General features: G+C 60.5%; 22 protein-coding genes. 15 read left to right on the plus strand and 7 right to left on the minus strand.

The features are described 5' to 3' along the window. Window positions 1-278 precede the first annotated feature (278 nt). A complete protein-coding gene (locus AB3226_RS03025; RefSeq protein WP_367375742.1) occupies window positions 279-1,325 on the plus strand; it encodes a class I SAM-dependent methyltransferase in 1,047 nt (348 codons plus the stop codon). Window positions 1,326-1,440: 115 nt separating this feature from the next. Here the strand turns inward: AB3226_RS03025 and AB3226_RS03030 are convergent, their stop codons facing one another. Continuing rightward, window positions 1,441-2,340 carry a LysR substrate-binding domain-containing protein gene (locus tag AB3226_RS03030; RefSeq protein ID WP_367371955.1) on the minus strand — a complete coding sequence of 300 codons (900 nt, stop codon included), beginning with the start codon at window positions 2,338-2,340 and terminating at the stop codon, window positions 1,441-1,443. Window positions 2,341-2,620: 280 nt separating this feature from the next. Here AB3226_RS03030 and AB3226_RS03035 point away from each other — a divergent pair, with 280 nt between their 5' ends. From AB3226_RS03035 to AB3226_RS03045, 3 genes are read left to right on the plus strand one after another with little or no spacing between them, the layout of a single operon-like run. Then, entirely contained in the window at window positions 2,621-3,319 is a 699-nt protein-coding gene (locus AB3226_RS03035; RefSeq protein WP_367371956.1) for a CoA transferase subunit A, read from the plus strand. 36 nt (window positions 3,320-3,355) lie between these two features. Then, entirely contained in the window at window positions 3,356-4,021 is a 666-nt protein-coding gene (locus AB3226_RS03040) for a CoA transferase subunit B (protein ID WP_367371957.1), read from the plus strand. Window positions 4,022-4,032: 11 nt separating this feature from the next. Further along, entirely contained in the window at window positions 4,033-5,214 is a 1,182-nt protein-coding gene (locus AB3226_RS03045; RefSeq protein WP_367371958.1) for an acetyl-CoA C-acetyltransferase, read from the plus strand. A 233-nt stretch (window positions 5,215-5,447) separates the two neighbouring features. Here the strand turns inward: AB3226_RS03045 and AB3226_RS03050 are convergent, their stop codons facing one another. Beyond that, complete coding sequence (locus tag AB3226_RS03050; RefSeq protein ID WP_367371959.1) at window positions 5,448-6,767, minus strand: Nramp family divalent metal transporter; 1,320 nt, start codon at window positions 6,765-6,767, stop codon at window positions 5,448-5,450. 191 nt (window positions 6,768-6,958) lie between these two features. On the opposite strand from AB3226_RS03050, the gene AB3226_RS03055 reads away from it, so the two are divergent. Then, the gene (locus tag AB3226_RS03055; RefSeq protein WP_367371960.1) at window positions 6,959-7,546 is read left to right on the plus strand and encodes a hypothetical protein; all 588 of its coding nucleotides are present in this window, start codon (window positions 6,959-6,961) and stop codon (window positions 7,544-7,546) included. An 11-nt stretch (window positions 7,547-7,557) separates the two neighbouring features. On the opposite strand, the gene AB3226_RS03060 is transcribed toward AB3226_RS03055, so the two are convergent. Beyond that, window positions 7,558-8,274 (minus strand): alpha/beta hydrolase, encoded by a 717-nt coding sequence (locus tag AB3226_RS03060; RefSeq protein ID WP_367371961.1) that lies wholly within the window; start codon window positions 8,272-8,274, stop codon window positions 7,558-7,560. 284 nt (window positions 8,275-8,558) lie between these two features. On the opposite strand from AB3226_RS03060, the gene AB3226_RS03065 reads away from it, so the two are divergent. Then, window positions 8,559-9,203, plus strand: a complete 645-nt coding sequence (locus AB3226_RS03065) for a type 1 glutamine amidotransferase (RefSeq protein ID WP_367375743.1) — start codon at window positions 8,559-8,561, stop codon at window positions 9,201-9,203. 155 nt (window positions 9,204-9,358) lie between these two features. On the opposite strand, the gene AB3226_RS03070 is transcribed toward AB3226_RS03065, so the two are convergent. Continuing rightward, window positions 9,359-9,793 (minus strand): rhodanese-like domain-containing protein, encoded by a 435-nt coding sequence (locus AB3226_RS03070; protein ID WP_367371962.1) that lies wholly within the window; start codon window positions 9,791-9,793, stop codon window positions 9,359-9,361. Between the two features lie 101 nt (window positions 9,794-9,894). Between AB3226_RS03070 and ftrA the strand changes: the two genes are divergently transcribed. Continuing rightward, the gene (ftrA, locus tag AB3226_RS03075; RefSeq protein WP_367371963.1) at window positions 9,895-10,869 is read left to right on the plus strand and encodes a transcriptional regulator FtrA; all 975 of its coding nucleotides are present in this window, start codon (window positions 9,895-9,897) and stop codon (window positions 10,867-10,869) included. A 133-nt stretch (window positions 10,870-11,002) separates the two neighbouring features. Here the strand turns inward: ftrA and cobF are convergent, their stop codons facing one another. Then, window positions 11,003-11,758, minus strand: a complete 756-nt coding sequence (gene cobF, locus AB3226_RS03080) for a precorrin-6A synthase (deacetylating) (protein ID WP_367371964.1) — start codon at window positions 11,756-11,758, stop codon at window positions 11,003-11,005. Further along, complete coding sequence (locus AB3226_RS03085) at window positions 11,758-12,330, minus strand: histidine phosphatase family protein (protein ID WP_367371965.1); 573 nt, start codon at window positions 12,328-12,330, stop codon at window positions 11,758-11,760. Before AB3226_RS03085 ends, cobF begins: the two co-directional genes overlap by 1 nt. 341 nt (window positions 12,331-12,671) lie before the next feature. Here AB3226_RS03085 and AB3226_RS03090 point away from each other — a divergent pair, with 341 nt between their 5' ends. The 8 genes from AB3226_RS03090 (at window position 12,672) to AB3226_RS03125 (ending at window position 20,958) form a co-directional block, all read left to right on the plus strand. Then, window positions 12,672-13,523 carry a MurR/RpiR family transcriptional regulator gene (locus tag AB3226_RS03090; protein WP_367371966.1) on the plus strand — a complete coding sequence of 284 codons (852 nt, stop codon included), beginning with the start codon at window positions 12,672-12,674 and terminating at the stop codon, window positions 13,521-13,523. Between the two features lie 5 nt (window positions 13,524-13,528). Beyond that, a complete protein-coding gene (locus tag AB3226_RS03095; RefSeq protein ID WP_367371967.1) occupies window positions 13,529-14,173 on the plus strand; it encodes an isochorismatase family cysteine hydrolase in 645 nt (214 codons plus the stop codon). Further along, a complete protein-coding gene (locus tag AB3226_RS03100) occupies window positions 14,170-15,501 on the plus strand; it encodes a glutamine synthetase (RefSeq protein WP_367371968.1) in 1,332 nt (443 codons plus the stop codon). The genes AB3226_RS03095 and AB3226_RS03100 overlap by 4 nt, the downstream gene beginning before the upstream one ends. Beyond that, complete coding sequence (locus AB3226_RS03105) at window positions 15,485-16,237, plus strand: N-formylglutamate amidohydrolase (RefSeq protein WP_367371969.1); 753 nt, start codon at window positions 15,485-15,487, stop codon at window positions 16,235-16,237. The genes AB3226_RS03100 and AB3226_RS03105 overlap by 17 nt, the downstream gene beginning before the upstream one ends. Before the next feature lie 57 nt (window positions 16,238-16,294). Next, window positions 16,295-17,644: an APC family permease gene (locus AB3226_RS03110; RefSeq protein ID WP_305449222.1), complete on the plus strand. Its 1,350-nt coding sequence runs from the start codon at window positions 16,295-16,297 to the stop codon at window positions 17,642-17,644. A 119-nt stretch (window positions 17,645-17,763) separates the two neighbouring features. After that, window positions 17,764-18,780: an arginine N-succinyltransferase gene (locus tag AB3226_RS03115; protein WP_367371970.1), complete on the plus strand. Its 1,017-nt coding sequence runs from the start codon at window positions 17,764-17,766 to the stop codon at window positions 18,778-18,780. 61 nt (window positions 18,781-18,841) lie between these two features. Next, window positions 18,842-19,876, plus strand: coding sequence for an arginine N-succinyltransferase (gene astA, locus AB3226_RS03120; protein WP_367371971.1), 1,035 nt, complete (start codon window positions 18,842-18,844; stop codon window positions 19,874-19,876). Between the two features lie 212 nt (window positions 19,877-20,088). After that, a complete protein-coding gene (locus AB3226_RS03125; RefSeq protein ID WP_367371972.1) occupies window positions 20,089-20,958 on the plus strand; it encodes an oxaloacetate decarboxylase in 870 nt (289 codons plus the stop codon). A 346-nt stretch (window positions 20,959-21,304) separates the two neighbouring features. Here AB3226_RS03125 and AB3226_RS03130 read toward each other — a convergent pair whose 3' ends face one another. Beyond that, window positions 21,305-21,658, minus strand: a complete 354-nt coding sequence (locus tag AB3226_RS03130; protein WP_367371973.1) for a hypothetical protein — start codon at window positions 21,656-21,658, stop codon at window positions 21,305-21,307. Between the last annotated feature and the right edge of the window lie 27 nt (window positions 21,659-21,685).

Here is a 21,685-nt window from a genome sequence, read left to right on the forward strand (position 1 = left end):
TTCCGGTCTCCAGCGTCTGAAAACTCAGTGCCGGCCGGCAGGCCCAGTCAAGCGCCGTGGTGTGTCGGGTCTGTGTTCACCAACCCCGCTCCTCTCAGGCCACTGTATCGGACAGGCAGTCAGATACAGTGGGATACACGAACTAGACTTGTTGATTACCCCCATAAGGGAGCCAGGACGCGGTTATCGTCCTGTTCATTCCCACGATCACCGCCCAAAGGTGCATGCCTCGACAAACAATGCCTCTGGACCGTGATCCTGCTGAAGGAGCACACATGATGGACGAGGCCAAACTCAATGATTTCATGGGCAAACTGGTAAACGACATGGGCGGCGCGGCGATGCTCGCCAACGTCATCCTCGGCGAAGAACTTGGCTTGTACCGGGCCATGGCCGACAGCCAGCCAGTTACCCCCGAAGCACTCGCCGAGAAAACCGGCTGCAACACCCGTCTGCTGCGTGAATGGCTCAGCGCCCACGCCGCCTCCGGTTACATGGAACACCGCGACGGCCAGTTCCGCCTGCCCGAAGAGCAAGCTTTGGCGCTGGCGATCGAAGATTCACCGGTCTATGTGGCCGGCGGTATCGGCGTGGTCGCATCGTTTTTCCATGACAAAGACAAACTGGTCAATGCCATGCGCGGCAACGGCGCCCTGCCCTGGGGCGATCACCATCCGTGCATGTTCAGCGGCACCGAGCGATTCTTCCGCCCAGGTTACAAGGCGCATCTGGTCAGCGAATGGCTGCCGGCCCTCGAGGGGGTAGTCGCCAAACTGGAAGCCGGCGCGAAAGTGGCGGACATCGGCTGCGGCCATGGCGCCTCGACCGTGATCATGGCCCAGGCGTTTCCGAATTCGCGGTTCGTCGGTTTCGATTACCACGCGCCTTCGGTCACCGTCGCCACCCAGCGCGCCGAAGAAGGTGGTGTGGAAGGCCGGGCGCGGTTCTTCCAGGGCACCGCCAAGAGCTATCCGGGCGACGACTATGACTTGGTCTGCTATTTCGACTGCCTGCACGATATGGGTGACCCGGTCGGCGCCGCAAAACATGCCTATGAATCGCTCAAGCCCGACGGCTCGGTGCTGCTGGTAGAGCCCTTCGCCAACGACACGCTCGATGCCAACACCACCCCGGTGGGACGACTGTTCTACGCCGCCTCGACCTTTATCTGCACACCCAACTCATTGTCCCAGGAAGTCGGCCTCGGGCTCGGTGCCCAAGCGGGTGAGGCACGGTTGCGCAAGGTTTTTACCGAGGCCGGATTCACCCAGTTCCGGCGGGCCACGGAAACGCCGTTTAACCTGATACTGGAGGCGCGTAAGTAAGGAGTGATCCCGCCAACCCATTCCTGTGGGAGCGGGCTTGCCCGCGAAGGGGCCGGTACAGTCAACATGGATGTCGCCTGACACACCGCCATCGCGGGCAAGCCCGCTCCCACACTTATTGCGTGGAGAGGCGCTCGCCAAGATTTTCAGCCTTGAGAATATCGAACAACGCTTGCGCCGCCGCCGACAGTTCATGTCCCGTCGTCAGCACCCCGATCGCCCGCTCCACCACCGGATCGCGCAGGGTAATGCAACGCGCGCCCAATTCGCGCATCTGCCCGGCACACAACGCCGGCACCGCGCTCACACCCAATCCGCTGGCCACCATCCGCCCGACTGTCGCCAATTGATGGCTTTCAAACTCCACCGGCAACTTCATGCCGCGTGCTTGCAAGTGCTCTTCGAGCATCACCCGCACCGTCGATGGTCGCTGCAAGGTAATGAACGGTTCCTTGAGCAAGGTCTGCCAATCAATGTCGTCCAGTTCCGCCAGCGGTGAATCGAGTGGCACCACCGCCACAAACCGGTCGATGTACAACGGGGTAAATTCCAGCGACGAACTCTGGGTCGGTTCGAACGCCACGCCCAACTCCACCTGACGGTCGCGGACCATTTCCAGCACTTGCTCGTTGATCACGTCGTTCACTGTGACGTTGACCTTGGGATAACGCGCGCGAAAGGTCTTGAGGATCGGCGGCAGCAAGTTGCCAGCAAACGACGGCATCGCCGCCAGGGTCACGCGGCCGCGCTGGAGGGTGAAGCGTTGGCGCAATTCATCCTCGGCATTGTCCCAGTCCGCGATCAACCGACGAGCCAGCGGCAGCAACGATTCGCCTTCGGCGGTCAGTGCGACGTTGCGGGTATTGCGCGTGAACAAGCGCCCGCCCAAGCCCTCCTCCAGCGCCTTGATGGTCAGGCTCAACGCCGACTGGGACAGGTGCAGCCGCTCGCACGCCACGGCAAAACTCAAACTCTGGGCCACGGCCAGGAATGCGCGGATCTGTTTGACGGTCATGACCACTGTCTCCAACGTAACTTCAATGTCTGCGCGCGTTCGGCGAACCACCGCCGCTCAATGTAGGAGCTGCCGAAGGCTGCGATCTTTTGATCTTGATCTCCGGCGCCCTTAAAGGTGCTGAAGATCAAAAAGATCGCAACCTTCGGCAGCTCCTATGCATTAGTGAGTTTTATCTATCAATAAACCTTAAAAATCAACTTAACAAATAAATCCTCCGGCGAGACACTCCCTCCTCATCCGGCTAGCCAGCCGCCCACAAAGAATAAAAGAGGTGCATATGGCAGGGTTCGACAAGCGCGTGTATTCCTACGAGGAAGCGATGGCAGGTCTTGAAGACGGCATGACCGTAATCTCCGGCGGCTTCGGCCTGTGCGGGATTCCGGAAAACCTCATCGCCGAGATCCAGCACCGCGGCACGCGTGATCTCACCGTGGTCTCCAACAATTGCGGCGTCGACGGTTTCGGCCTCGGTGTGCTGCTGGTAGACCGGCAGATCCGCAAGGTAGTGGCCTCCTACGTCGGCGAAAACGCGCTGTTCGAGAAGCAACTGCTAAGCGGTGAAATCGAAGTCGACCTGACCCCTCAAGGCACCCTCGCCGAGAAAATGCGCGCAGGCGGTGCCGGCATCCCGGCGTTCTTCACCGCCACTGGCGTCGGCACTCCGGTGGCCGACGGCAAGGAAGTCCGCGAATTCAAGGGCCGCCAGTACCTGATGGAAGAGTCCATCACCGGTGACTTCGCCATCGTCAAAGGCTGGAAAGCCGACCACTTCGGTAACGTGGTTTATCGCCACACCGCCCAGAACTTCAACCCACTGGCCGCCACCGCCGGCAAGATCACCGTGGTCGAAGTCGAAGAAATCGTCGAACCCGGCGAGCTGGACCCGTCGCAGATCCATACCCCTGGCATCTACGTCGACCGGGTCATTTGCGGCACGTTCGAAAAGCGCATCGAACAGCGCACCGTGCGTAAGTGATCCCCTGCCCCCGGACCGAATGAAGGAATAACAACAATGGCACTTTCCCGCGAACAAATGGCTCAGCGCGTCGCCCGCGAAATGCAAGACGGCTACTACGTGAACCTCGGCATCGGCATCCCGACCCTGGTCGCCAACTACATCCCTGAAGGCATGGAAGTCATGCTGCAATCGGAAAACGGCCTGCTCGGCATGGGCGCCTTTCCGACCGACGCCGAAGTCGACGCCGACATGATCAACGCCGGCAAACAAACCGTGACCGCACGTATCGGCGCGTCGATTTTCTCGTCCGCCGAATCGTTCGCGATGATTCGCGGCGGCCACATCGACCTGACCGTGCTGGGCGCGTTTGAAGTGGACGTCGAAGGCAACATCGCTTCCTGGATGATCCCCGGCAAACTGGTCAAGGGCATGGGTGGCGCGATGGACCTGGTGGCCGGTGCGGACAACATCATCGTCACCATGACCCACGCCTCCAAGGACGGCGAGTCGAAACTGCTGTCGCGTTGCAGCCTGCCGCTGACCGGCGCCGGTTGCATCAAACGCGTGCTGACCGACCTGGCCTACATGGAGATCCAGGACGGTGCGTTCATTCTCAAAGAGCGCGCGCCGGGCGTCAGCGTCGAGGAAATCGTCGCCAAGACCGCTGGTAAACTGATCGTGCCTGACCACGTCCCGGAAATGCAGTTCGCTGCCCAGTGAGGAATTTTTCCATGCAAGAAGTCGTGATTGTTGCCGCCACTCGTACTGCCATCGGCAGCTTCCAGGGCTCGCTGGCGAATGTGTCCGCGGTTGACCTCGGTGCTGCGGTGATCCGCCAGTTGCTGGCGCAGACCGGCCTGGACCCCGCGCAAGTCGATGAAGTGATCATGGGCCAGGTGCTGACCGCTGGTGCCGGACAAAACCCGGCGCGTCAGGCCGCGATCAAGGCCGGCCTGCCCTTCGTCGTGCCGGCCATGACCCTGAACAAGGTCTGCGGCTCGGGCCTGAAAGCGCTGCATCTGGCGGCTCAGGCGATTCGCTGCGGCGATGCCGAAGTGATCATCGCCGGCGGCCAGGAAAACATGAGCCTGTCCAATTACGTCATGCCGGGCGCCCGCACCGGTTTGCGCATGGGTCACGCGCAGATCGTCGACACGATGATCAGCGACGGTTTGTGGGATGCGTTCAACGATTACCACATGGGCATCACCGCTGAGAATCTGGCTGAGAAATACAGCCTGCCCCGTGAGCAACAGGACGCCTTTGCTGCCGCCTCGCAGCAGAAAGCCGTGGCCGCCATCGAAGCCGGGCGGTTTGCCGATGAGATCACGCCGATCCTGATCCCGCAGCGCAAGGGCGATCCGCTGTCCTTCGCCACCGATGAACAGCCTCGCGCCGGCACCACCGCCGACTCCCTGGGCAAACTGAAAGCGGCCTTCAAGAAGGACGGCTCGGTGACTGCTGGCAACGCCTCTTCGCTGAACGACGGCGCCGCTGCGGTGATCCTGATGAGTGCGCAGAAAGCCAAGGCGCTGGGGCTGCCAGTGCTGGCGAAAATCGCCGCTTATGCCAACGCGGGTGTCGACCCGGCGATCATGGGCATCGGCCCGGTGTCGGCCACTCGTCGTTGCCTGGACAAGGCCGGTTGGTCCATCGATCAACTGGACCTGATCGAAGCCAACGAAGCCTTCGCCGCGCAATCTTTGGCCGTGGCCAAGGATCTGGAATGGGATCTGAACAAGGTCAACGTCAACGGCGGCGCCATTGCCCTGGGCCATCCGATCGGTGCCTCGGGTTGCCGGGTGCTGGTGACCTTGCTGCATGAAATGATCAAGCGTGACGCCAAAAAAGGCCTGGCCACCCTGTGCATTGGTGGTGGTCAAGGTGTGGCGTTGGCCATCGAGCGGGCGTAATCCAACACCCTGTGGCGAGGGGGCTTGCCCCCGTTGGGTTGCGCAGCGGCCCCAAAATCTCGGTATTTTTCGCAGATTTTGTGAGTGCTACGCACTCAAACGGGGCGATGCGGCGTTCCGACAAGCCCCCTCGCCACAGTTGATCGGGGTTGATCACAAATTTTGTGATCGGCGCAGTTCCAATGTGGGAGCGAGCCTGCTCGCGAAGAGGCCCGACCAGACGCTCTCCCGAGTCAGGCCACAAACTGCAGAATCAACCAGCTGTTCGCCCCGCTGATCACCACAAACAACCCCCACGCCAACCCCCGTGTCGGCAGTCGATTCACAAACGGCCCCATGAGTTTTTGATCGTTGGTCATGCGAATCAACGGATACAACGCGAACGGCAGTTGCAGGCTGAGTACCACCTGGCTCAACACCAACAGTTTGCCGATCGCCCCGTCGCCTATCAGCCAGACACCGATGAACGCCGGGATCAACGCCAGCCCGCGAGTGATCAACCGCCGTTGCCAGCAAGGCAGCCTCAGGTTCAGGTAGCCTTCCATGATCACCTGGCCCGCAATGGTGCCGGTGAAGGTCGAGCTCTGTCCTGACGCCAGCAACGCCACGCCGAACAGCACACTGGCCAACGCTCCGCCTACCAACGGGTCGAGCAAGTGATAGGCATCCTGAATGTCCACCACGTCGGTATGCCCGGTTTTGTAGAAGGCCGCCGCGGCGAGAATCAGGATCGCCGCGTTCACCAGCAGCGCCAAGGCCAGAGAGCCGATGGTGTCGATGCGCGCCAGTTTCACCGCGTCTTGCTTGCTGGCCAGATCCTTGCCGATCATCCGGGTCTGCACGATCGAGGTGTGCAAATAGAGGTTATGCGGCATCACCGTGGCCCCGAGAATACCGATGGCCAGGTACAACGGCGCGGCATCACCAATAGCCGAAAGTGACGGTGTAAAACCACGGACGACGTCCGGCCAGTAAGGTTTGATCAGCAACAGCTCGACGAAGAAACACGCACCGATGGTGCCCACCAGCACCAGCATGATCGCCTCCAGCCGGCGAAAGCCACGGTTCTGCAGTGCCAATACCAGCAGCGTGTCGAACGCTGTCAGCGCGATGCCAAATGTCAGCGAACAGCCCAACAGCAAGTGGAACGCCAGCGCGCAGCCGAGTACTTCGGCGAGGTCGGTGGCGATGATCGAAATTTCCGCCAGCAACCATTGGGTCCGTGCGGTTCGCGTGCTGTAGCGTTCGCGGGACAGTTGCGCCAGGTCACGCCCGGTGGCAATGCCCAGACGCGAACACAAACACTGCACCACCATTCCCGCCAGGCTCGCCAGCAACACCACGAACAACAGGCTGTAGCCAAACCGCGAACCGGCCTCGATGGCCGTGGCCCAATTGCCCGGGTCCATATAGCCGATGGACACCAGCAAACCGGGGCCGGCAAAGCGCAGGACGCGTTTGAAGAAAGACGCACTCGGGTCAACGGCAACAGTGCCGGCCACTTCCGGTGGGCAAAACGGCGCAGTGCCGACTTTGGGCAAACTGAATTTCACGCAAACATCCGTCAACAGGTGGAAGCGCGCAGCTTAGACGTTTCGCGCCTTCCGGTGTAGACGCTGCAGCCGAACGCAGGCATCGCGAGCTCGACAGCTGCTACAACAAACGCAGGTTGCGGCAGCTGCTACAGAACGCGATCCGTGGGATGATCGCCATCAAAGCGCGGATCATCCCACGGAGAGTTTGAATGTCATTGTTGAGTAAAAAAGCCGTTGTCCTGCTGCTGGCGGCGGCTGCCAGCCTGGGCGCCATGAATGCGCAGGCGGCGAAGGCCACTGCCAGCGACAAAGCGCCGACCCAGAAAGTCTCGATGCTCGGCGGCAAGTTCAAATTCACCCTGCCCAAGGGGTTCATCGCCAACCCGCTGCCGGCCGGTGATGCGGCCACCGGCACTGCCGGGGCGACGGGCACGATGTATACCAACCAGACCACCAAAACCGTGGTTATCGCTGCTGAAAACACCCTCCCCGGCGGCGCCAACGTCAAGGACAACGACGGTGAGTTCCTTGACGCCACCGTGTCCGCGTTCGCCACCGAGCAACGCAACGCCTTGCCGGATTTCAACAAAACCAGCGAAAAAAGCCTGACCCAGAAAGGCACGGGTCTGGGCCTTCGGCAGATCGACAGCACCGCCACCCAGGGCGGCGGCATGACTCTCGACAGCACGCTGATGGCCGCTTCCGGCACGCGCATGGCCATCGTTCAGATCATTTCCCGCCCCAACGACAAAACCGGCCACGAAACGCTGGTGAAACAGATCGTCAGCGGCAAATAAACCCGACCGATTCAGGGATTGAGGCGCTGCAACCATGCGCGCAGATCCTGTATCTCGGTGGCGCTGATGCTGTGACCGACACCTGGATAGGCGTGAAATTCGGGCTTGAGTGACAGGCGCTGCAACAGGCTGTCGGCATCAGTACCGTCGTTGTAGGGCAGGAGTGTGTCGGCGGTGCCATGACCGATGAAAATCGCCAGCTGCTGGCGTTTTTCATCCGGTTTGAGCTCGGATTCGAGCACCGGCAGAATTCGCCCGCTCAGTGCCGCCATTCCACCCACTACGTCGGGATGACGCAACGCGACCTCGTAGGACATCATCGCGCCCTGGCTGAAACCCACCAGGAATACCTTGTCCGCTTCGGTGTGATATTTCTTCGCCGCTTGTGCGACAAAATCCCGCAGCACCTGACCGCTGGCCTTCAGGTCGTCCGTCTCGCCGTCATAGGCGCCCTCGCCCTTCTGGCGAAACCACTGGTAACTGCCCTCTTCCAGCGTCATCGGCGCCCGCACCGACAGGTAGTTGTACTGCGGCGGCAATTCATCCTTGATGTCGAACAGGTCCTGCTCATTACTGCCGTAGCCGTGCAGGAAAATCACCAAGGGTAGGTTGCGGGATTCAGCGTGGGCCTGCTCCAGGTACTTGAGCGGCAGATCGGTGTGCAGCGGGGCTTGAGCGTGGACGGCGGTGGACGCCAGGAGCGTGAGCAGAGCGAGTAACTTCAACATAAACCTTCCTTCACAGCGCGCAGGATTCGGGGCAAAGCCTAACACTGTGAGGCGGTATGTCGATGATGACCCAGGCATCTTCGCCGCTTCGGGAGGCCGTCTTCGCGAGCAAGCCTGTTCCCACATGAAATCGCGGCCTGATAAGAAATCACAAAAAAGTGGCCACCGCGTCAACAGTGGACCTACAAGATTTCGGGCGTGATCCGATTGAACAGTCGCGCTGGCGATGAAGCTTTTTTTGCGGCACATTGACCCTGCCAACCCATTCCCGGAAGAGAAGCATGATGCCCGCGTTGAACCTGATCCAGCATCATCCTGCCGAAGGACCTGGCGCCATTGCCAAATGGGCCCGAGCCCGTGGCATTACGCTGAACGTGTTTCGCGCCGACCTCGGCCAGTTGCCGCCGGTGAGTGCGACACCGGTGATCCTGTTGGGCGGGCCTTATGAATCCAATGCCGGGCCGACGTGGCTGGAAGCGGAGCGTCAGTGGTTGGCGGGTAGTCTGGATCAGGATGCGCCGGTGTTTGCGATTTGTCTGGGCGCGCAATTGCTGGCGCTGAGTCTGGGTGGCAATGTGCGGCGGATGGCTTGCCCCGAAACTGGCTGGACGACCGTGACCTTTGCGGATGGCCAGAGGCTGAAGGTGCTGGAATGGCACGAAGACGCGATCGATCTACCGGCGGAGGCGCAATTGCTGGCCAGCAGTGACGTGTGTGAGCAGCAGATGTATCGCGTCGGGGCGACGCGGGTCGGGTTGCAGTTCCATCCGGAGTGGAATGCCGAATCGGTGGCGACCCTCAATCAGCACTTTGCCGAGGAATCGCCGTTGCCTCGGGGGCCACAGGACAGCGCCGCCTATGCAGCGGTGTTTAGCTGGTTACAGGTGACGCTAGATGAGTGGTGGACCGCTTCATCAGTTAATCGCTGAATCCGAGAATTGATGGACGTCTGTGGCGAGGGAGCTTGCTCCCGTTGGGCTGCGAAGCGGCCCCAAAATCTCTGATATATCAAAGACTTTGTGAGTGCTACGCACTCAAACGGGGGCGAGCCCCCTCGCCACATTTGATCACCTGTGCCTGAATGTCAGCATTCGCAACCAATGACCGCCGTAGCGGTGCGTGCAACCGCAACACTCAATTCAAACCCCTCATCCAGCCACCCCGTCACCCCGCCAATCATCTCCTTGACCGGGTAACCCAGCGCCGCCAATTTCACCGCGGCCTTGTTGGCGCCGTTGCAGTGGGGCCCTGCGCAATAGACCACGAACAGCGTGGATTTCGAATAACCCGCCAAGCCGTCAGCCGTGATCAGCCGCCCCGGGATGTTGATCGCACCCGGCACATGTCCGCGTTCGAACGCCAATGGTCCGCGCACGTCGACCAGGACAAAATCCACCTCGCCGGCCTGTTGGCTGCCATAGACGTCGGAACAATCGGTTTCGAAAGTCAGACGGTTGCTGAAATGCATCAGGGCAATGGCAGATGGGGCGGCGGGAATTTCGCGAACCAGGCTGGGCATGGGCTGTACTCCAAAGTCTCGGTGGGTGTGGGAAGACTTTATCTGCCCCGCGCTTGCCGCTACAGTGGCGCACAAGACACTCACCGGGAATTTTCCGCCAAATGCAGCCTACCCCTGGATTGGTCGCGATTCTGGCCTACGACGGCCTCTGCACTTTCGAATTCGGCATCGCCGTGGAGATCTTCGGCCTGGCGCGGCCGGAGTTCGATTTCCCTTGGTATGAGCATCGAATCGTCGCCGTCGACCAAGGGCCGATGCGCGCCATGGGCGGCATTCAGGTGCTGGCCGACGGTGGGATGGAACTGCTTGAAGAGGCCCGGACCATCATCATCCCCGGCTGGCGCGACCGCAGCGCGGCGGTGCCTGAACCCTTGCTCGCCGCCCTGCGCCGGGCCCATGCCCGGGGCGCGCGATTGCTGTCGATCTGTTCGGGGGTATTCGTACTGGCGGCCACCGGTTTGCTCGACGGTCACGGCGCCACGACGCATTGGCGCTATACCGCTGAACTGGCCGAACGTTTTCCGGACATTCAGGTGGACCCGGACGTGCTTTATGTCGATTCGGGCCAATTGATCACATCAGCCGGCAGCGCCGCGGGCATCGATGCCTGCCTGCATCTGGTCGCGCGGGATTTTGGCACTCAGGTGGCCAACTCGGTGGCGCGGCGGTTGGTGATGTCGCCGCAACGCACCGGCGGCCAAGCGCAATTCATTCCGTCACCGGTCAGCCCGACGCCACGCAGCGATCTGTCGCGAGTCATGCAGTGGGCGCGTGAACGTCTGCACGAACCGCTGGAAGTTCGCGACCTTGCCAGCGAAGCGGCCATGAGTGAACGCACGTTCCTGCGGCGGTTCACCAAAGCCAGCGGCCTGCCGCCGAAGGCATGGTTGCAACATGAGCGTCTGGCCCGGGCCCGCGAACTGCTGGAGAGTACCCGCCAGAACACCGAGCAGATTGCCCAGCGCTGCGGTTATCGATCGGTGGAAAGTTTCCGCGTGGCGTTTCGCAGCGTGGTCGGTGTGCCACCGTCAGTGTATCGGGAGCGGTTTGGACGTGAGGTGAAGGCGATTATTTGAGTGTGTTTGAGAGCCTCATCGCGGGCAAACCCGCTCCCACAGGGATTGTGTTGTTCACAGATAATGTGTTCAACACACAAATCCTGTGGGGGCGGGCTTGCCCGCGAAGGCGTTACCCCAAACACCCATTATCTCAAAACTTGCGCAACAAATAGGTATCCATAATCCACCCATGCGCCAGCCGCGCCGCCTTGCGCACCCGTTCAATCTCATCCGCGACATCCTTGAGCTTGCCGCTAATCAGGATTTCATCCGGCGTCCCCAGGTAAGCCCCCCAGTAAATCTCCGTCTCCTGATCGGCCACGTGACGGTAGGCATCTTGTGCATCCAGCATCACCACCAGGCTGTCGGCGTCACTCGCCTGCCCCGCCGCCAACCGTCGGCCGGTGGTGATTTCAATCGAGCGACCGATGCGATTCAGCGGCACCTTATGTTGCGCCGCCAATGCCTGCACGCTGGTGATCCCGGGGATCACCTCGAACTCGAACGCACACCGGCCTGACGCCAGAATCGCCTGCAGAATCCGAATGGTGCTGTCGTACAACGCAGGATCGCCCCACACCAGAAAACCGCCGCACTGGTCGTCGGTCATTTCCTCGCTGATCAACCGCTCGAAGGTCTGCTGCTTAGCGCGGTTCAGGTCTTCGACGCTGGCCTTGTAGTCCACATCCCCGCGCTCCCGCTCCGGGCTGTGGGCTTCGACGAAGCGGTAGTCGCGATCGGTGATGTAGCGCTCACAGATCTCGCGGCGCAGGTCGATCAGTTTGTCTTTGCTCTGGCCCTTGTCCATGAGGAAAAACACATCGACGCGGTTCAGCGCCTTCACTGCCTGCATCGTGATGTAGTCGGGGTTGCCGGCGCCGACACCGATGACCAGAAGTTTTTTCATCAACGTGCTCCCTCAGGGTCCGTGCCCATCAAGCGTAGCCGCCAGCGACCGTTGAACCGCAACTCGATGGCTGACAACGGTTCGACGTCGATCTGGTTGAACGCCGCACCCTGCAGCACCTGCATCAATGCGGCGCGGATGACAAAAGGATGGGTGATGGCAACGACATGCCCCGGCGTTGCCTCAAGGCTATTCAACCACGCAGCCACCCGCTCACCGAGTTGCGTCACCGATTCTCCACCGTGGGGTGCCGAGGTCGGGTCATTGAGCCAGGCCTGGAGCGTCTCGGGTTCAGACATCTGCAGGTCGTCGATCGACGTGCCTTTCCAGCGTCCGAAATCGCAATCCCCCAAGGCCGCGACAATCTCCACATCGTCGCCAAACAGCTTAGCGGTTTGCCGGGTTCGTAGTTCTGGGCCACAGAGCAAACGGGGGGTGCCCTTGAACTGGCGGCAACGCGACCCCTTCGCCGATTGCCAATCCATTTCCAACGGCTCATTCGTAGGAAAACACGCCAATTTTTGTGCGACGGTTCGAGCGTGGCACATCAGGGTCAAGCGGGTCGCCTGCACGGAAGATCACTCTGTCGATGGGATGGAGAACGGCACGATGCCACGAATAATCAGCCCATTGTGCCGCAAGAAGCGCGATCCAGGGCGCTTCGTTTCAAGCAGCCGACCGGGTTGGCGACCCCATTTTACCCCCGATAAGTAGCGATCTCTGACACCTCTACGGGCGATGTCCTACAAAGGCAGTCGACATCCGCGTAGCCCGCGGCGTACGGGGTTTTCGCCCCATTTTTGAGCGTTTAAAATCCACACAATAATTCACTAGACATGTAGCACACGTTACATAAATACTGTTTTGGCAATTTATGAAATGAAACCGACACACCCATCCAGCAGGAGCCCGGATGCCCTCTCTCAGAGACCTGATCACCGATCCCGGCCTGGACTTCACCCCATCGGAACGCAAAGTCATACGAGCCTTGCTGGACCAGTACCCGCGTAACGGACTGGGCCCCATGTCACGTCTGGCCGAACATGCCGGTGTCAGCGATCCGACCATCGTGCGGCTGGTAAAAAAGCTTGGCTTCAGCGGTCATGCCGAGTTTCAGGAAGCGTTGCTCAGCGACATGGATGACCGCCTGCGCTCGCCCAGTACCCTGTTGCAACCCCGCGCCCATCTCAAGAAAGATGACCCCTGGGGCCATTATCTGGCGAACAGCCATCGAGCATTGGTCGATACCCAGGCGCTGACCCAACCCGAAGATGTACGAATTCTGATCGAATGGCTGCTCGACACCCGCCATCAGGTCCATTGCTTCGGCGGCCGTTTCAGCAGTTTCCTCGCCAACTATTTGCTCAACCACCTGCACCTGTTGCGGCCCGGTTGTTTTGCCCTGGAAGACAACGCGCAATTGCCGGACCGGTTGTTCGACGTGCAGCGTCAGGACGTGGTGCTGGTGTTCGACTATCGCCGCTATCAGTCCCAGGCCCTGCGGGTCGCCAATGCCGCGAAGAGTCGACATGCGCGGGTCGTGCTGTTCACCGATATCTACGCGTCACCGCTGCGAGAAATGGCCGACCTGATCATCAGCGCACCGGTGGAATCGGCGTCGGCCTTCGACTCGATGGTTCCGGCGCTGGCTCAGGTTGAAGCACTGGTTGCCTGCCTGTCCCTGCGCAGCCCCGATCTGGCCGATCGCCTGGAAGGCATCGATGCCCTGCGGACCGACTTCGACACTCACCTGCTGGAGGATTAATAAGGATGTTCACGCTCCCCCACCATTCGCCCCGGGACTTGCCGTTTACCGCCGACCACACCGCACTGTTGCTGGTGGACATGCAGCGTGCCTGGCTTGAGCCGCAGTTCGACCCACACCTCAACGGGCCGGATGCCGAATACTTTCTGACCCGCGCCCACATGCAGGTGGTGCCCAATCAACGCCGGTTGCTCAGCGCCTTTCGCGGCGTGCGGCAAAACGTGCTGCACACACTCATCGAAAGTCTCACCGCCGATGGTCGCGACCGCTCGCTGGACCACAAGCTCTCGGACATGCACCTGCCCAAGGGCAGCCCGCACGCGCGAATCATCGATGACCTGACGCCGATCGAAAACGAAATCGTGTTGCCCAAGACCTCTTCCGGGGTCTTCAACTCCACCAACATCGACTACGTGCTGCGCAACCTCGAAACCCGGCACCTGATCATCGCCGGCATCGTCACCGACCAGTGCGTCGACATGGCCGTGCGTGACGCCGCCGACCGCGGTTACCTGGTGACGCTGGTCGAAGATGCCTGCGCCACCTACACCGAACAACGGCATCACGCCTGCCTGAACGCCATCAAAGGCTACTGCTGGATCACCGACACCCAAACCGTGCTCCGCCGGTTGCAGGAGATGCAGTCATGAGCGCTCGCCTGTCGCCACTGCCGATGACCACGATCGTCACCACCGACCTGATCGGCGTGACGCGCGGCCGTTCCTTTCCCACCGACGAACTCGATGCCTATCAAGTGGCGGGCTGCGGCTGGGTGCCGGCCAACAGCGCCCTGACCCCGCAAGACATCATCGCCTCCAGCAATCCATGGGGTGCTTATGGAGACTTGCGGCTGATCCCCGACTTGAGTAGCCGCGTGACCGTCAACAACGGCCCGGACGCCAATGCCCCGGCGCTGGACTTCATTCACGGCGACATTTGCGAAACCGATGGCCACCCGTGGGGCGCCTGCCCGCGTACGCTGTTGCGCAACGAAGTGGAGCGTTATCGCGACGAATTGGGACTGCAGATCCACGCCGCGTTCGAACATGAATTCAACCTCGGCAGCGGCGTGGCTGAGCATCTGGCGTTTTCTCTTGAGGCACAGCGCCAAGGCGCCGAATTCGGCGGCTGGTTACTCAGCGCACTGCGTGCCGGCGGTGCGGAGCCAGAGATGTTCCTGCCGGAATACGGCAAGCACCAATACGAAATCACCTGCCGCCCGGCCCTCGGCGTCGCCGCCGCCGACCGCGCGGTGAACGTGCGTGAGATCACCCGTGAGATCGCTCGGCAAATGGGCCTGAACCTGAGTTTCGCCCCCAAGACCTCCGAGCAGGCGGTGTGCAATGGCGTGCATTTTCACGTGAGCCTGCAGGATCTGGCCGGCCACCCGGTGCTGTACGACGCCGGCACCACCAACGGCCTGTCGACCCTCGGCCGGCATTGGGCCGCCGGCGTTCTGCATTATTTGCCGGCGCTCTGCGCCTTTACCGCGCCGACGCCAGTTTCCTATCAGCGCTTGCAGCCCCATCACTGGAGCGCTTCCTACGCCTGCCTCGGCCAACGCAACCGCGAAGCGGCGCTGCGGATTTGCCCGACCGTGAGTCTGGGCGGCAAAGCCGTGGCGGCGCAGTACAACCTGGAATTTCGCGCCATGGACGCCACCGCCTCACCGCACCTGGCCATGGCCGCATTGCTGATCGCCGGGCGCCTGGGCATCGAGCAACATCTGGCCCTGAACGCGATCACCGATGAAGTCCCCGATGCCCTGAACGAAGAGCAACGCCAGGCCCGCGGCATCGTCGCCCTGCCCGCGTCCCTGTCCCAGGCCCTGGATTGCCTGCGCAACAGCGAGGCGCTGATCGAAGCCCTGCCGAGTGCGTTACTGGACACTTACTTCGCCGTTAAAACCGAGGAACTGAGGCTGACGGAACAGCTCTCGCCCGCCGATCTTTGTGAGCACTATGCGCGTCTGTACTGAGTCCGCCGAGCTGGGGATCTACACCCAGCCTGCGTACACCCTGAGCCGGGAAGCCTCCGAGCACCCGCTGATTCTGGTGTGTGAGCACGCCAGTCGTTTTATCCCGGCCGGGTTGAATGACCTGGGCTTGAGCCATGAAGCCGCCCGCGAACACATCGCCTGGGATATCGGCGCCCTGGCGCTGGCCGAAGGCTTGTCCGAAGCACTGGGCGCCACTCTGTTGGCGGCCAACTATTCACGCCTGTTGATCGACCTCAATCGCCCGTGGCATGCGCCTGACAGCATTGCGTTGCAGAGCGAGATTTATCAGGTGCCGGGCAATCGGGATCTGGACGAGGCCACCCGCGACTATCGCCGCCATTGCCTGTTCGAGCCATTTCATACACGCCTGCAAACCTTGATCGACGCCCGTGTGGCGCAAGGTCGACCGGTTCGCGTGGTGGGGATTCACAGTTTCACGCCGATATATTACGGCCAGCCACGGTCGCTGGAAGTCGGCGTGTTGTACGGACAAGCCGGGGAGTACGCCCAGAAAGTGATCGACGGGCTGAGCCGGCATCCCTTGAAAGTCGCCGGTAATCAGCCGTACAAAGTCGATCCGCGGGGTGATATGACCGTGCCGGTTCACGGCGATGCACGAGGGCTTGAGTCGGTGTTGATCGAGGTACGCAACGATCTGCTGCGCACGCCCGAAAACATCGGTCGCTGGACCGACTATCTGGCGCTACTGCTGTAGAGCAACAGCTTCAAACTCGCAGCGTGCAGCTGCTTTCAAATCAAGGAGAAGGGCTTCATGGAAATAGAAGAATTCGGCTACAAGCAAGAGTTGAAACGCAGCCTGTCACTGACGGACCTGGTGGTGTACGGGATGATCTTCATGATCCCCATCGCCCCGTTCGGCGTTTATGGTTACGTCAACGCCGAAGCCCCGGGGATGGTGCCCCTGGCCTACATCATCGGCATGGTGGCGATGCTGTTCACCGCCCTCAGTTACGGCAGCATGGCCCGGGCCTTTCCGATTGCAGGCTCCGTGTATTCCTACGCACAACGCGGCCTCAACCCGCATGTCGGGTTTATCGCCGGTTGGCTGATGCTGCTCGATTATTTGCTGATTCCGCCACTGCTCTACGTCTACGCGGCGATGGCGCTGAACCATTTGTACCCGGACATCCCGAAAGTCGGCTTCATCCTGGCCTTTCTGGTCAGCGCCACCTTCGTCAACCTGCGGGGTATCACCTTCACCGCGCGGATGAACATCGTCTTTCTACTGGCGCAACTGGTGGTGCTGGGGATCTTCCTGTTCTATGCCTGGAATGCCCTGCACAACGGCGGCGGTAACGGCGAGCTGACTCTGGCGCCGCTGTATAACCCCGAGACGTTCAACTTCGCCCTGTTGATGCAAGCGGTGTCGATTGCCGTGCTGTCGTTCCTCGGTTTCGATGCGATTTCCACCCTCGCCGAAGAAATCAAGGGAGACCCGGGTCGTAGTGTCGGCAAGGCTGCGCTGATCACATTGCTGGTGATGGGCGTGATCTTCGTCGTGCAGACCTGGATTGCCACGGATCTGGCCGCCGGCCTGGGCTTCAAGTCCGCCGACACTGCGTTCTATGAAATCGCCGAAATCGCCGCCGGCAGCTGGCTGGCAACCCTGACCGCCGTGGCCACCGCCCTGGCCTGGGGCGTCGCGGTCGCGATCACCTCGCAAGCGGCGGTTTCGCGCCTGCTGTTCGGCATGGCGCGGGACGGCAAACTGCCGAAAGTGCTGGCCAAGGTGCACCCGAAACACAACACGCCGTATGTGAGCATCTATCTGGTGGCGGCGCTGTCGCTGGTGATCTGCTACCTGTTCATCAACTCGGTGGACACCCTCACCTCCCTGGTGAACTTCGGCGCCCTGAGCGGCTTTATGTTGCTGCACCTGACCGTGATCAACTATTACTGGCGTCGGCAGAAGTCCGGCCAGGTGATTCGTCACCTGCTCTGCCCGGTGATCGGCTTCATCATCGTCGCGGCCATCATGTACAACATGGGCGTCGATGCACAGAAACTCGGCCTGATCTGGATTGCCCTGGGGCTGGTCTATCTATTCTTCCTCAACAAACTGGGTGCCAGCACGGTCCTACCCGACCCAAGCAATGGCTGACAAGAAAAAGAGCAGCGTCTGACATGAATTCAGGCGACTGCCGATTTAACGCGTGGAAACCGACAGTGATAGTCAGGTTCGGTGCACATCGCCGAACCCTTTGATACAGGAGTACATCCATGCTGGTCTTACGCCCAGTGGAGTTAACCGACCTGGTCCAGTTGCAGCACCTTGCGCGCGACAGTCTGGTGGGGGTCACGTCCTTGCCGGACGACACCGAACGCCTGCGCGAGAAGATTCTCGACTCCTGCGCTTCGTTCGAGAAAGACGTCCAGGGGCCTGGCCCGGAGAATTATTTCTTCGTGCTGGAAAATCTCACGACCCGCCGTCTGGTCGGCTGCGCGGAAATCCTCGCCACCGCGGGGTTCAACGAGCCGTTCTACAGTTTGCGCAACCGCCATTTCACCAGCGCCTCACGGGAGCTGAACATCGAGCATGGGGTGCCGGCGTTGTCGTTGTGCCATGACCTCAGTGGTCATACTTTGCTGCGCGGTTTCCATATCGACGCGGCGCTGAAACGCACGCGGTTTTCCGAATTGCTGTCCCGGGCGCGGCTGCTGTTCATCGCCGCCCACAAGGCGCGCTTTGCCGAAGCGGTGATCACCGAGATCGTCGGTTACAGCGACGAACAGGGCCAGTCACCATTCTGGGATGCGCTGGGCAAGCATTTCTTCGACCTGCCGTACGTCGAGGCCGAGCGGCTTTGCGGTCTGCAGAGCCGGACATTTCTCGCCGAACTGATGCCGCAATACCCTATTTACGTGCCGATGCTGCCGCCGGCGGCACAGGCATGTATCGGCCGGATTCATCCTGACGGTCAGGAGGCCTTCGACATTCTTGAACGCGAAGGCTTCGAAACCAACAGCTACATCGACCCGTTCGACGGTGGCCCGACGTTGTACGCACGCACCTCGAACATTCGCTCCATCGCCCAAAGCCAGACCGGTACGGTGCATCCAGGCTCAGCCATCGACGCCCGTGGCAACTACCTGGTGAGCAACGATTCGTTGAAGGGTTATCGCGCCATCGTCGCCGAGCTCGACTATCGAGCCGGGCAACCTGTGACGTTGAGCGCCGAAATGTGTGCGGCCCTGAATGTGACCGACGCCAATGCGATCCGGTTGATCGCCCTGTGAGCCGCCACCGGCACCGTACCCAACGACAGCGCCCGAACGAGCGCGAAGAAGGAGCTGCCTCATGATTGTCCGCCCGGTTCAAGTCACCGACCTGCCCGCCTTGCTGGATCTTGTGCAACGGGCCGCCCCCGGGGTCACCACCCTGCCGGCCAGTGAGGAACGCCTGGCCCACCGAGTGCGCTGGTCTCAGCGCACCTTTGCCGAACAGGTCGAGCGTGCGGACGCCGATTACCTGTTCGTGCTCGAAGACGACGATCAACAAGTGGTCGGCGTCAGCGCCCTGGTGGGGGCTGTAGGCCTGCGGGAGCCCTGGTACAACTACCGGGTCGGACTCACCGTCACCTCGTCACCGGACCTGGGTATTCAGCGCCAGATCCCCACGTTGTTCCTGAACAACGAAATGACCGGCCAATCGGAAATCTGTTCGCTGTTTCTGCGACACGATCAACGTCATGGCAGTAATGGACGATTGCTGTCGCTGGGGCGCCTGCTGTTCGTTGCCGAATTCCCCCATCTGTTCGGCGACAAGCTCATTGCCGAACTGCGCGGCAGCGCCGACGAACAAGGCTGCTCACCGTTCTGGGACAGCCTGGGCCGGCATTTTTTCAAGATGGATTTCAGCCATGCCGATCATTTGTCGGGGCTGGGCAGCAAAGCCTTTATCGCCGAACTGATGCCGCGCCAACCGCTCTATACCTGCCTGCTCACCGAACAGGCCCAAGCCGTGATCGGCAAGCCGCACCCGAACACGGAGCCTGCGCTGAAGATCCTCACCACCGAGGGGTTTGCCCATAAGGGTTACATCGACATCTTCGACGCAGGCCCGGTGATCGAAGCCCCGGTATCGAGAATCCGCACGGTGCGTGACAGCCAACGCCTGGAGCTGACCATCGGCACGCCCGACGACCAAGCGCCGGTATGGCTGATCCATAACCGCCGCCTGGAAAACTGCCGCATCACCACCGCCCAGGCGCGGCTGGTCGGCAACAGCCTGATCGTCGACCGGCTCACCGCCAAACGCCTGCAGTTGCAACCCGGTAACTCGGTCCGCGCCGTGCCGCTGCGCAACCAACAGCAGCAGGCGGTGGCGGCGTGATCAGAAAAGATCGCAGCCTTCGGCAGCGCCTACATCCCATCCGCATTGAGCATTGAACATTCGGTGAGCTGCCGCAGGCTTTTGATCTTGCATCCCCCCTTGGCCGGTAAATTCGTCATCATTCTTCACCCGCCCACGTGATAGCCTTTTGTTCCTTCGGCGTTGACACTTTTGCTCAAGCCCTTCCATTCCTTTGTATTGGTGGAACTCATATGTCCAGGCTGTCACATCAAGATTTGCGCCGTAATTTCCGCCAACTGTTCGCTTCCCACGCCTGCTATCACACCGCGTCGGTCTTCGATCCCATGTCGGCACGCATTGCCGCTGACCTGGGTTTTGAAGTGGGGATCCTCGGTGGTTCGGTCGCGTCGTTGCAGGTGTTGGGCGCCCCCGACTTTGCTTTGATCACCCTGAGCGAGTTCGCCGAGCAGGCGACCCGCATCGGCCGCGTGGCCCAATTGCCAGTGATCGCCGACGCCGACCACGGCTATGGCAATGCGCTCAACGTCATGCGCACCATCGTCGAGCTCGAACGCGCCGGCGTGGCCGCCCTGACCATTGAAGACACCCTGTTACCGGCGCAATTCGGCCGCAAATCCACCGACCTGATCACGGTCGCCGAAGGCGTTGGCAAGATTCGCGCGGCACTGGAAGCGCGGGTCGACTCGGAAATGGCGATCATCGCCCGCACCAACGCGGGGATCCTGCCGGTTCAGGAAATCATCAGCCGCACCCAGCATTACCAACAGGCCGGCGCCGACGGGATTTGCATGGTGGGCGTGCGGGACTTCGACCACCTCGAGCAAATCGCCGAGCACTTGAGTGTGCCGCTGATGCTGGTTACCTACGGCAACCCGCTGCTGCGCGACGACAATCGCCTGGCCGAACTGGGCGTGCGCGTCACCATCGACGGCCATGGCGCCTATTTCGCGGCGATCAAGGCCACTTACGACAGCCTGCGGGAACAGCGGCAGATCTTCACTCAGGCGTCGGATCTGAGCGCCACCGAACTGACTCACACCTATACGCAGCCTGAGGATTACATTCTTTGGGCGGAAGAGTTCATGAGCGTCAAGGAATGAGTCCTCGCTGACTTCGGCGCCTAAAGCAACTTGTGATTCAGCCGGTAGACGCAATGTCACCGGCAGGGTTGCAAGGGAACTGGGGCCGAATGACTGTCATCTGTTTCTGCCAGGAAATACACACCTGAAAACAAACACCAATATTTAATAACAACTCCAGAGTTGATATCAAATATCGCCTCCTCTAATCTCAAAACCGTTAAACAACAAAAAACATTCAACCCTGAAAGCAACAACTTAATGCAATATCACTACTTACATGCCGAGCGATTCATCCTCGCCCAACACAACAACAAGGGAACTATTTATGAAAACTACTACTAGCAACTGGCAAAACACCCCTCTATTACGCGCCGAAACCAAAGTTATCAACACACCGACAAAATCGGACCATGAGGCCAACTGTCCTGGCTGGGATGGGCTCCGCTTTAACATAGGTAACATTCACGAAATCAATAAACTCTGGAACGGTCCCGCCAAAGATTAAGACCGTATAGCGATTACCGGGTTGCAATCCTTTCACGCGAAAAACATCATTGCCGCGTCGACCAGAAAACGCCACGGCATGAATTGATGGGAAAGTATACCTTGCCTTAATGTTGGCAACCTTCACGTAATCAAGTGCTACTGGCTGTTGAGCGCGATGCTCGAACCTGCCTGGCAGCACCGCCTCATCTGTTAGATAGACGTCAGCGGCCACTCAGCCTCTGACGTCTGCTTACAACTA

The organism is Pseudomonas lini, assembly GCF_964063345.1.
GTDB lineage: Bacteria > Pseudomonadota > Gammaproteobacteria > Pseudomonadales > Pseudomonadaceae > Aquipseudomonas > Aquipseudomonas lini_B.